Raw genomic sequence first — 563 nt, forward strand, 5'->3', positions numbered from 1 at the left:
CCTGATTGATTCTGATTCAACCTTCCAAAAGAGGAGGTTGAATTGGATCGGAACAGATTTGTTCTCACAGACCGACAGTGGGAATTGATTGAGCCCTTGTGCCCCGGTGGGGCGAATACGCCGGGGCGGACGGGGCGCGATACGCGGCTTTTCCTTGAGGCTGTGCTGTGGATCGTCCGCACGGATGCGCCTTGGCGCGACCTTCCGAGAGAGTTCGGGAACTGGAGTTCAAGCGTAAAGCAAACGATCCGGGGGATCGTTTGTAGCGCAGAACAACATTCCGGCGCTTCCGCCGTTGGGTCCAAGCCGATGTATTCAAGAGGATATTCGATGCCCTGAGCGATGAGCCAGACATGGAATACGCGATGATCGATGCGACAATCGTCAAGGTCCACCGTCACGGGATGGGCGCAAAAGGGGGACTCAGAGCCAGGCCATAGGCAAGTCGAAAGGCGGCTGGACGACTAAGATTCTTGCCCTTGTGGACGCGCTCGGCAATCTGGTGCGCTTTGTCCTGATGCCCGCCAACCGCTACGACACGATTGGCGTTGCGCCCTTGATCA

Annotated in this window: 1 pseudogene; it reads left to right on the forward strand. The window is 57.2% G+C overall.

What is annotated here, in order from left to right:
* Window positions 1-42: 42 nt before the first annotated feature.
* A pseudogene (locus tag ACTZWY_RS19825) lies at window positions 43-563 on the forward strand (IS5 family transposase); the annotation flags it as partial.

This window comes from Roseinatronobacter sp. NSM (assembly GCF_052379845.1).
GTDB lineage: Bacteria > Pseudomonadota > Alphaproteobacteria > Rhodobacterales > Rhodobacteraceae > Roseinatronobacter.